Source organism: Rhodococcus sp. CX (assembly GCF_015865005.1).
GTDB lineage: Bacteria > Actinomycetota > Actinomycetes > Mycobacteriales > Mycobacteriaceae > Rhodococcus.
Genome location: NZ_JADZGH010000075.1, coordinates 33,303 through 43,668 on the forward strand (window position 1 = coordinate 33,303; position 10,366 = coordinate 43,668).

Here is a 10,366-nt window from a genome sequence, read left to right on the forward strand (position 1 = left end):
CGAACACGGCAACTCGTCGCGCATCCCGCATCGGCGTGCGCGTCAGCGCGTTGACGGCCGGCCGAAGGAAATCGTCGACCTCGCTCCATGTCATGGAGCGCCGGGCATCTCGCAAGGCGATTTCGTCCGGTCGTTCCTGTGCGAAGGCTGCTGCAAATGTCACGACGGCACCTTCGTGGTCAGCTCGGTGCTCCACTCTGCCAAGGTCTTTGCTGCAGCACCCTCTTCGCTCTCTCCTGAGACCACGGGCAGAATTCCGTCGAAGATCTCACCGCTGGTGCCGTCCACCGTGACGTCCCGACCCACGAGCCCGACCAGGGCGCCTTGGCCACAACCCACGACGCAGGGCGTGCCCAACTCCCGGCTCACCACCGCGGCGTGAGAAGTCGAACCGCCGATCTCTGTGATGATCGCATCGGAGACGACCATTCCGGAGACATCATCCGGGTCGGTCGTCGGACGGGCCAACACCACGGCGATGTCTTGGTCGGCGAGGCTCTCCGCCTCCTCGCAAGAGCCGACAACCCGGCCGAATGCGACTCCCGGACAGGCGGGCACTCCACTGGCAAGGACGGTTGCTTCGGCCCGGGCTGCGGAGTCGATATGGGGTCGCAGCACAGCCTCGAGCTGGGCCGGCGTGACCAAACCGACCGCTTCCTGTCGGCTGATGATGCCGTCCTGCTGGAGGCCGAGTGCGATCCTGACCGATGCCTGCGGCGAGCGTTTGGCCGCGCGGGTCTGGAGGAGCCAGAGTTTCCCGCTCTGTACCGTGAATTCGATGTCCTGCGCATCCTTGCCCAGGAGTTCCAGCGTGCGAGCCGCTTCCAGCAGCTCCGCGTGCACCTCCGGCATTCGACGGGCGAGGGAGTCGAGTGGAAGCGCGTCATGGCGTCCGGACACAACGTCCTCACCCTGGCCCCGGGGGAGCCATTCTCCATACGGGGCAGCCTCGCCGGTCATCGGATTGCGGGAGAACAGCACGCCGGTACCGGAGTCGTCGTCGAGATTGCCGAAGACCATGGCCTGCACGGTGACTGCCGTGCCTCCGTCCTCACCGATGCCGTGGTGCCGGCGATACGAGACTGCACGCGGCGAACACCAGGAGCGGAAGACCGCCGCGGCAGCCGATTTCAAGTCCTCCCAGGGCTCTCCCGTGGGTTCGGAGCCTACGACCTTGGTGAACTGCTCGCGGTAACGCCGATGGGTGTCGGCCGCGAACGCTGCGTCACCGGTCCGGTTGGCGAGTTTGCCCTCGATCTCGTCGTTGATTCCGAGATTGAGGACGGTGTCCATCATGCCGGGCATGCTCAGCGCCCCGCCGGAGCGCACCGATACCAGCAGCGGCCGGGCTGTACGCCCTCCGAGGGACCGGCCCGTTTCCTTCTCGAGTCTCGTGAGGCCCTCTCGCAGCGCCGATTCTGCGGCTTCGGTGAGTTGCCCGTCATTGGCGACCACGTCGGCACAGAACTCGGTGGAGAGCACGAATGCGGGTGGCACGGGAAGGCCGAGATTGAGCATGCGGTTGATACTGCGAGCCTTACCGCCGACGAGCGTGCGGTCCAAGTCGGATTGCTCGCCCAGCCAGATCAGTGACATTCCTACGCCTCCATCACAGTGCGGCCTGCAGCCGCTTCCTCCGCCCGGTTGAGGTTCCGGGAACGGGATCGCTTCGTCGTGGGACACGAAACAGACAGCGTGGCAAGCGGTCACGTCTCCCGACGCCGCGTCGAGTCCCTCTGGCGGAGCTGTCCGGTTGGTTTCGGGATCCGTCGGCGGTCGAAGCACCACCTTCAGGGTTGCGTCCCTGCACCCGGGCTCCACCAATTCAGTCTGATCGTAGATCATCTAGATCTAGACTAAATATAGCGAGACGCGTGTCACATGTCCACCCGCACTTACGCCCATGACCACCTCGAGCTGGGGTTGCCGCCGCGCAACCGAGGCCTGCACTAGGCAGAATGCAAGATCGCTTCCAGCCGTACCCTTCGGCAGGACGCCGTAGCCGATCTAGGCATAGTCTGTCGATTGCTAGAGTGTGTGCACCCTGAAATGGAGGGGCTGCCGGCCCCAAGTGATCCGAGGAGAGGCGATGGCAGCCAAGAAAAAGACGAAGGGGCAACTCCCCGACATCACCGATCCCGTCGAATGGGCGGCTCACTACTGGGAACAGCAGGAACTGACCGGCGACCCTCGCCGCTTCCTGGCACTCACGTCATTACTCCGGTTCGAACGGATCGTGGTCGACAGGGTCGAGGCCGAGCTCAAACAGCACGGCCTCAATCTGACCGACTACCTGATGCTGATGACGCTGCTGCTGTCCGAGTCGGGTACCCGCCTCATTTCCAGCCTTGCGCGCAACCTGCTCGTGCATGCCACGACCGCGACGCTGGCCACGGACCGCCTCGAAGATCGCGGCTTGCTCTATCGCAGTCCCCACCCGACCGATCGCCGCGCTACCTGCGTCACCATCACCGACGAGGGAAGAGAGCTCGTCACTACGGCGACCGAAGCCCTCAGCGAGACCGGCTTCGGCATGCCGAGTAGTACACCGCAGATGGTGGAAGTCCTTCTCGCTGCACTCACCGCCATGCGGGATACCGTCGGCGACACCCAGACGAAGTCCCGCTGACATCGGCGTTTGCCGAGCCGAGAGACGTGCACGGGACGCATCGCTCAGGCCGGCGATCTCGACGGAGATCGAGGGAAGTGTGAGGCCTGCACACGATTGAGGTGCTGCGGCCCCTTCCCTCGATCCCGCCTCGTCAACTACGGGGGATGAGCCGGGTTTTCAATGTGACGCCGTGTTCATGACCCGATGCACGCTCCGTGGACTACAGATCCATCCACACAGGTGCGGGTCCACATCGAACCTCTCACCTTCGATCCAACGCCCCTCGTGGGTGTACACGCCGACGCTGCCGTCGCGCCGTGTGACGCGTGCTCTGCCGGCGCCGTCCGGTTCGTACAGCGCGCGGCTGTACGGATGCTGCAATCCCTGCATGATCAGTCGGCCTCCATGTACCGGTCCATCAGTTGGTGCATCCACTTCAGGTTGTCTTCTTGGTAGGCCGCGAATGTCACCGTCTGCTTCGTTGCCGTCTCCAACCCGAACTGCACCTTCTCCATGTTGAAGCAGTCCTGGTCGAGGATTTTCCCGACTATTCCGAGCGCAGGCACACCACTGAACGGATCATCGAAGCCCAGCCGGACCTCCTGGGCCGGCGCCGGACGCTCGCCGACGAAGGGCGACACGTAGAAGACATCCATGATGCAGGTGCGATGATCATCTCCGTTGGGCCGGAACCGATAGCAGATCTTGTGAACTCCACCCCACGGCATGATGTTCGGAAACACGGTGTAGGTGAAGTTGTCCACCAACTCGCAATCGGCCCACTCATCGATGTCGTCTCCGAGGTACGCCCGCCACTTCTCACGAGTGGTCCGGACTATGAAGGACCGTGCGCTCTCCCCTGGTTCGAGTTGCACCGGCAACGGCTCGTCGACCCTGATGTCCATCGTCGCCCGCAACATCTCCTCGGTCGTGGGATCCCACGGGAGCATCGGGCCCACCACCTCCGACGGAGTGATGAAACGCGAAAAGTTCTCGTACACGTCGACCTGGCACACCCCGAATGCCGCATAGGGAACCGTCTGCGGATGCGTCGCGGCAGCGTGCCAGCATTCCATGAAGGCCTCTTGAGCTACCTTCCAATTGCAGCGAAGCAGCTTGGAGACATGCGCTTCCAGGTAGCGGTCCTCCATCCCCCACTTCGCGAAGTGCTCCGGCAGCTCCCCGAGGTATTTCTCGAGCGGCTCCGCGTCAGAATCCGGGTTGACGAATACGAAACCGCCCCAGGTATCGACGCTGACAGCGGAAAGCCCGAACTCCTCCTTGCGCACGTGCGGGAACTCCCACTCGGCAGGGATTTGCTTCAGCCGACCGTCGAGCTCCCAGGCGATTCCGTGAAAAGAACACCGGATTTCCGAACACCGCCCTGCGAAGTCTTTCAACTGCCGACCTCGGTGGGGACAAGCATTCGGATATGCCCGAATTTTGTCCGGCGCGCTCCGGATGAGGAGGTAGGAGAATCCGGCGATCTCGTACACGAAATGGTCGCCGACTTCGGGAATCTGCTCCTCACGACAAGCGAGCTGCCACACCCTCTTCCACACTTTTTCCTTCTCGCGGTCGTGCCACTCCCGTGAGATGTACCGATCGATCCCGGACTCGTCGAAGTCGAAGCGACCCCGTGATTCTTGCCGGATGTGCTTGGGCACCTCCTTGGTGTCCAGGTCCAGCACGTCCTGATACGAGATCCTGCGCCCTCCGACGTCCAGCCTCTCACCCATAGCCACCCTCCGTATTCTCCACGAGTTCAGCCCATAGGTTACTCGCCAAATAGATAATCTACTAGTAGACTAAAGTCCTGTTCGCGATTACCTCGTATGGCGGCCTACAGACCGAGATCGGCCTCGAACGCGCCCTCCTCGAGACGGTGCTTGACCGTGGTGAGGAAGCGGCCGGCGTCGGCGCCGTCGATGAGGCGGTGATCGTAGGTCATCGGCAGGTAGCACATCGACCGCACACCGATCGACTCGTTGCCCGCCTCGTCCTTGACGACGACCGGACGCTTGACGATCGCGCCGGTGCCGAGCATCGCCGCCTGCGGCGGAACCAGGATCGGGGTGTCGAACAACGCGCCTTGGCTGCCGATGTTGGTGATCGTGAACGTGCCACCGGCCAGCTCGTCGGGCTTGAGCCCACCGTTGCGGGCGCGGTCGGCGATGTCGACGATCGCCCGGGCGAGGCCGCCGAGGGTCAGGTCACCGGCGTTGTGGATCACCGGGGAGAGCAGGCCCTGCTCGGTGTCCACGGCGATGCCGAGGTGCTCGGCAGCGTGGTAGGTGATCTCCTTCTTGGCCTCGTCGTAGGACGCGTTGATGTTCGGGTGCACCCGCAGCGCCTCGACCACGGCCTTCGCGAAGAACGGCAGGAAGGTGAGGTTCACGCCCTCGCGTTCGGCGAACGACTTCTTCGCCTGCGCCCGCAGCTGCGCGATCTTGGTGACGTCGACCTCGAAGGTCTGCGTGAGCTGCGCGGTGCTCTGCAGCGATTCGCGGGTCTTGACCGCGGTGATCTGGCGGATGCGGTTGACCTTCTGGGTCGTGCCGCGCAGCTTCGCGAGCTCGGGGCGGACACCCGGGGCGTTCGCCGGCGCCGTCGGCGCCGCAGCGGCCGGGGCGGCAGCGGCGGGAGCCTTCGCAGCCTGGGCCGCGGCGAGCACGTCCTGCTTGCGGATACGTCCGCCGACACCGGTGCCCTTGACGGTCGACAGGTCGACGTTGTTCTCGGCGGCGAGCTTGCGGACCAGCGGGGTCACGTACGGCGTCGCCTCACCCGAGGGTGCGGCCGCAGCCGGAGCCGCGGGAGCCGCAGCGGGCTTCGGCGCAGCCGGCGCGGGCGCCGGAGCCGGAGCCGCGGGAGCCTGGGTGGCCGGAGCAGGTGCGGCCGGAGCTGCCGGGGCCGGAGCGGGTGCCGCGGGGGCGGGTGCTGCTGCGGCGGGTGCGCCGGAGCCGACGACGGCGAGCTGTCCGCCGACCTCGACGGTGTCGTCTTCCTGGGCGTTGATCTCGAGGAGGATGCCGGCGACAGGGGACGGGATTTCCGTGTCGACCTTGTCGGTGGAGACCTCGAGGAGGGGCTCGTCGACCGCGACCTCGTCGCCGACGGCCTTGAGCCAGCGGGTGACGGTGCCTTCGGTGACGGATTCGCCGAGCGCGGGCATCGTCACCAGGGTGATCGCGATACTTTCGACTGTTGACATCAGTTCCTCATAGGTCGGTTCGATCGGCTACCACGACTGCGTCCGGCTACTACGACTGCGTCGAACCCGGGACAGAACACGGGAACCCGGTGCCGGGCTCTCAATAGTCTTGCACTGAACCAACTCCTCGACAACACGGCACCTTTCGATGCACGCCGGCAGCTCCGGACCTCCACCTCGCCCTTGCAGCAGAGCGCGGCACGGCTCCCCACCTCTCTTCCAAAGACGCGGAACGACAATGGAACCCATCTCGACGATGTTCCTACGCATTGTCGGCCCCTCGAGCACCTCACCGCGACCGATCACCACTCGGGCGGTGCCGAACCACTCCGACGACATCTCGGCCCGAACGGGCGACCCAAGCCTTGGTTGCCCAAATAAACTCTATTGCTATACTATTTCTTCATCGAGTTTTACCTATGAGGTCTCACCCGAGGCAAACGCGACGAATGGACAGAGGAACATGCCGGGACGGATTCCGGTCGTCGACTACCTGGTACTCGCCGACCCCCCCTATCTCCAAGCCCACACCTGCGTAGGGTGCAACGCACTCTTCTTCGACCGCCGCAACGCATGTGCACACTGCGGTGCCAGGGAGTTCACCTCCAAGGCACTGGCGAACAGCGGTCGAGTGCGCGCTTACACACAGGTACACCGAGCTGCCCCTTCGGTGCCGGTGCCGTACATCTCGGTGATCGTCGACCTCGATGGGGGCGGTGTCGTCAAAGCGAACCTGCTCGACACCGACCTCGACGACATCACTTCCGGCCTTGTTGTTCGCCTGACGACCTTCGTCGCCGGCGTCGACGACGACGGTACCGAAGCTATCGCGTTCGGATACGTTCCAGTGAAGGAGCAGCAGTGAGCAACGGCGATATCTGGATCATCGGCGCGTCGATGACGACGTTCGGACGCTTCCCGGACAAGGATCTGATCGATCTCGCTGCCGAGGCGGCACTCGATGCACTGCGCGACTCCGACATGTCGATTCACGACATGGACATTCTGACGATGGGCAACGTCTACGAAGCCAACTCCCACAACGGACAACGTCTACAGAAGCAAATCGGACAGACCGGCATTCCCGTCTACAACGTGGTCAACGCATGTGCCACCGGTGCCACTGCACTGCGCGTGGCACTACTGTCGATCAAGGCTGGTGAATCCGATGTCGGCTTGGCCGTCGGCGTCGAGAAGATGGGCAAATCCGGTTTGATCGGAGGCGCCGCAAAGAAGCGAGATTCCAAGAAGATCTATCAGCCCAACGGCCGATATGGATCTGTACTCAAGACCGAGGGCATTCTCGGTACCGGCATCATGCCCGGCGTATTCGCTCAGGCCGGCACCGAGTACGCACTCGCCCACGGCGTCACCGCTGAGCAGTTCGCAAGAGTCGCGCAGAAGAACCACGCCCATTCGGTACTGAATCCCCTCGCGCACTACAGGAAGGAGTTCTCCCTCGCCGACATTCTCGGGGCCGAGGTGATCGCATTCCCCAACACGCTCCCTATGTGCTGCCCCAACACCGACGGCGCAGCTGCCGTGGTGATCGTCTCCGATGCCAAGCTGCGCACCTTGGATCCGGACATCCGGCGCCGCGCAGTGAAGATCTCCGCATCCGTGATGACCTCCGACCCGTGGGTCGAAGGTGGGCTGGTCCAACCCGACGTCAGCACCCTGACCCGCCAGGCCGCCGCCACCGCGTACGAGCAGGCGGGCATCGGGCCCGAAGACCTCGACCTGGTCGAACTGCACGACTGCTTCGCCACAGCGGAGCTGATCCACTACGACAACCTCGGCCTCTGCGAGCCTGGTGGAGCCGGTGACTTCATCGACTCCGGTGCACCGTGGCGCGACGGCTCGACGCCGGTCAACGTCTCCGGGGGACTGCTGTCGAAAGGCCACCCCCTCGGCGCCACCGGCCTCGCCACGCAGATGGGTTGCGACCTCGTAGATATTGGCGATGCCGGTGACCGTCAGATCGAAGGCGCGAAGGTCGGACTGACCCACGTGATCGGATTGGCGTCGGCCTGTGCCGTACACGTCCTCGAGGCACGGAGCAGCTGATGAGCGCAATCCGGTCGGACCCGACTGCGGTGATCGAGCCCCATGCCGACATGACGATCGACGAAGTGCGTGGTGCATTTCGTCGCTGGCTCATCGAGCGAGCCGATTCGCTCGAAAGGTTCACCGAACTGCCCACGGATGTGGAAGGCATATTCGCTACCCTCTCGGCGATGCAGCGCGAGCTCTACGACGCCGGATGGATTCGTATGGGTTGGCCACAGCAGCTCGGAGGGCTCGGCGGCGCCCTGATCCTGCGCGCAGTCGTCAGTGAAGAACTCGCAGCCGCCGGATATCCGCCGCCGTTCTCCTTCGCAACACAGGAGGTCCTCGGACCGGCGGTCGCACGGTTCGCACCGGCGGATCTGAGCGAGCAGGTCCTGCCACGCCTGCTGCGCGGGGACGAAAGCTGGTGCCAGGGCTTCTCCGAGCCTGGTGCCGGCAGCGATCTCGCCTCCCTCAGAACGAAGGCTGTCGATGCCGGCGACCACTGGATCGTCAGCGGTGAGAAGATCTGGACCAGCTGGGCCCAGTTCGCCGATCGCTGTCTACTGCTCACTCGCACCGGCACTCCCGACTCAGCACACCGTGGAATCACCGCGCTGTTCGTGGACATGAACACTCCGGGCATCACCGTCAGTCCGCTCACCGCGATCACCGGCGAGGCGGACTTCTCGAGCCTGTTCTTCGACGAGGTCCGCGTGCCGAAATCGCGCACGATCGGTGGGGTCGGGCATGGTTGGGAAGTCGCCATGTTCATACTCAGTTGCGAACGCGGTGCGGCTGCTTGGCAGCGGCAGGCTTGGATGCGGTGGCGCCTCGAACGTCTCGTCGTCGAAGCGCCCGACCTGGATCCCGTCCAGCTCGGCGAAGCATTCGAGTTGGTCGGTGCGCTGAGACTGCTGTCGCGACGCACGCTGCGGGCACTGAACGCCGGTGAGGATCTCGGCGTGCTTCCTTCCTTCGACAAGTACGTGATGTCGACAGCCGAGAAGTTCCTGTTCGATACCGCTCTGACCGCACTACCGGAGACTCTTCTCGTCGAAACCGACCGCACAGCACGCGATTGGCGCACCGACTATCTGTACTCGCGCGCCTCTTCGATCTACGGCGGCGCAAAAGAGATCCAGCGCAACATCATCAGCGAACGCATCCTCGGCCTGCCACGGGAGAAATGATGGACCACGAAGAGACAAGACTCCTGCGCGACAGCCTCGAACAGGTCCTGACCGCCACATCCCCCGACTCGTGGCCCGATGCACTGGACGAATTCGGTTGGCACGACCTTCTCGGCGAAGATCCGCAGACCGCAATCACTCTGGTCGCCGATCTTCAGGGACGGTTGCTGCCGCGCTTCTCCATCCTCAACGACTCCCTGTCCGCCGGACTCGACCTCGGTACTTCGGTCTTCTCGAACAGCTCTGAGCCTGTCCGGCTTCTACTACCTCGGGTCGGCTCCATGGATCCGCCGGCGACACTGGACGAACATTCCGACGACGGAGCCACCATCGCCGTCGCCGGGACGGTCTCGACCGACGCACGACCCACCGGCACCCTTCTCGTCCCCGCCACGGACGGAAACGCACTCGTGATCGTGGCGGTCGAGGATCAGGACCGAATCGGATCGCTGTCGGAAACCCCGACCGCAATCGAGCCGCACTCGGGCTGGGTTCACATCTCCGGGTTCGCAGTCGGCGCCGTGGTCGCCACAGGTGTCGAGGCCGATCGGCTCTGGACACACGCGGTGCGCACCGCCCGCCTGCTTGTCGCCCAGGAACTGACTGCGCTCTCACGCGAAATGCTCGCCCTGGCTGTGGAACACGTGGCGTCCCGCAAACAGTTCGGACGCGCCCTCGGCAGTTTCCAGAGCGTGAAGCATGGTCTCGCCGACACCCGTGTCTGGCAGGAGACCGCCGAGCTCGCAGTCGTCGCCGGATGGGAGCAAAGCGACCCCGAGGCCGCCGCAATGGCAAAGTTGCTGGCAGGCAGGTTCTTCCGGAGCGCTGCGGAGAATTGCCAACAGTATCTCGGAGGCATGGGTTTCACGTGGGAACACCCTTTCCATACCTTCCTCCGTCGTGGCCTGATTCTCGAACAGCTTCTCGGCACGACCGCGACCCTTCGCACCGAACTGGGTGGTGCACTGCGTGCGGGCACCATGCCGGTCATCGGTGCGCTCTGATTCGGAGAAAGCCGAACAACCGTAGTCCCGCGTGAGCGGTGCACCGAACCGCAGCCGATTCACGCGGGACGATCCGGAGGTGTATTCACTTGGCGGAAACACTGGACCAGGTACTCGACCTGTTGCAGGTATCACTCCTCCGAAAGGACGAATTTCAAGGGACGCCGGACAGTCACGGCGCCGAGCGTACGTTCGGCGGTCTGGTGGCAGCACAAGCACTGATGGCGGCATCACAAACGGTGGACGGCCGAGCCGCGCACAGCTTGCACGCCTATTTCCTTCGCCCGGGCTCGGC

General features: G+C 64.1%; 9 protein-coding genes. 6 read left to right on the forward strand and 3 right to left on the reverse strand.

What is annotated here, in order from left to right:
• Positions 1-159 precede the first annotated feature (159 nt).
• On the reverse strand, positions 160-1,845 hold the full coding sequence (locus tag I0Q12_RS08450; protein ID WP_231610283.1) for a pyruvate, phosphate dikinase: 1,686 nt from the start codon (positions 1,843-1,845) through the stop codon (positions 160-162).
• A 244-nt stretch (positions 1,846-2,089) separates the two neighbouring features.
• Between I0Q12_RS08450 and I0Q12_RS08455 the strand changes: the two genes are divergently transcribed.
• The gene (locus tag I0Q12_RS08455) at positions 2,090-2,629 is read left to right on the forward strand and encodes a MarR family winged helix-turn-helix transcriptional regulator (RefSeq protein ID WP_197251502.1); all 540 of its coding nucleotides are present in this window, start codon (positions 2,090-2,092) and stop codon (positions 2,627-2,629) included.
• Between the two features lie 374 nt (positions 2,630-3,003).
• On the opposite strand, the gene I0Q12_RS08460 is transcribed toward I0Q12_RS08455, so the two are convergent.
• Both I0Q12_RS08460 and sucB read right to left on the reverse strand, forming a co-directional pair.
• Positions 3,004-4,350, reverse strand: coding sequence for an SRPBCC family protein (locus tag I0Q12_RS08460; RefSeq protein WP_197251503.1), 1,347 nt, complete (start codon positions 4,348-4,350; stop codon positions 3,004-3,006).
• Positions 4,351-4,454: 104 nt separating this feature from the next.
• Positions 4,455-5,825 carry a 2-oxoglutarate dehydrogenase, E2 component, dihydrolipoamide succinyltransferase gene (gene sucB / locus I0Q12_RS08465; protein ID WP_231610284.1) on the reverse strand — a complete coding sequence of 457 codons (1,371 nt, stop codon included), beginning with the start codon at positions 5,823-5,825 and terminating at the stop codon, positions 4,455-4,457.
• Positions 5,826-6,063: 238 nt separating this feature from the next.
• Between sucB and I0Q12_RS34830 the strand changes: the two genes are divergently transcribed.
• The 5 genes from I0Q12_RS34830 to I0Q12_RS32410 form a co-directional block, all read left to right on the forward strand.
• Positions 6,064-6,690, forward strand: a complete 627-nt coding sequence (locus I0Q12_RS34830) for an OB-fold domain-containing protein (RefSeq protein WP_307846121.1) — start codon at positions 6,064-6,066, stop codon at positions 6,688-6,690.
• The gene (locus I0Q12_RS08475) at positions 6,687-7,892 is read left to right on the forward strand and encodes a thiolase family protein (protein WP_197251504.1); all 1,206 of its coding nucleotides are present in this window, start codon (positions 6,687-6,689) and stop codon (positions 7,890-7,892) included. The genes I0Q12_RS34830 and I0Q12_RS08475 overlap by 4 nt, the downstream gene beginning before the upstream one ends.
• Entirely contained in the window at positions 7,892-9,067 is a 1,176-nt protein-coding gene (locus I0Q12_RS08480; RefSeq protein ID WP_197251505.1) for an acyl-CoA dehydrogenase family protein, read from the forward strand. The genes I0Q12_RS08475 and I0Q12_RS08480 overlap by 1 nt, the downstream gene beginning before the upstream one ends.
• A complete protein-coding gene (locus tag I0Q12_RS08485) occupies positions 9,067-10,071 on the forward strand; it encodes an acyl-CoA dehydrogenase family protein (RefSeq protein ID WP_197251506.1) in 1,005 nt (334 codons plus the stop codon). The genes I0Q12_RS08480 and I0Q12_RS08485 overlap by 1 nt, the downstream gene beginning before the upstream one ends.
• An 89-nt stretch (positions 10,072-10,160) precedes the next feature.
• On the forward strand, positions 10,161-10,366 hold a 206-nt coding region (locus I0Q12_RS32410), incomplete at its 3' end, for an acyl-CoA thioesterase domain-containing protein (protein WP_231610285.1).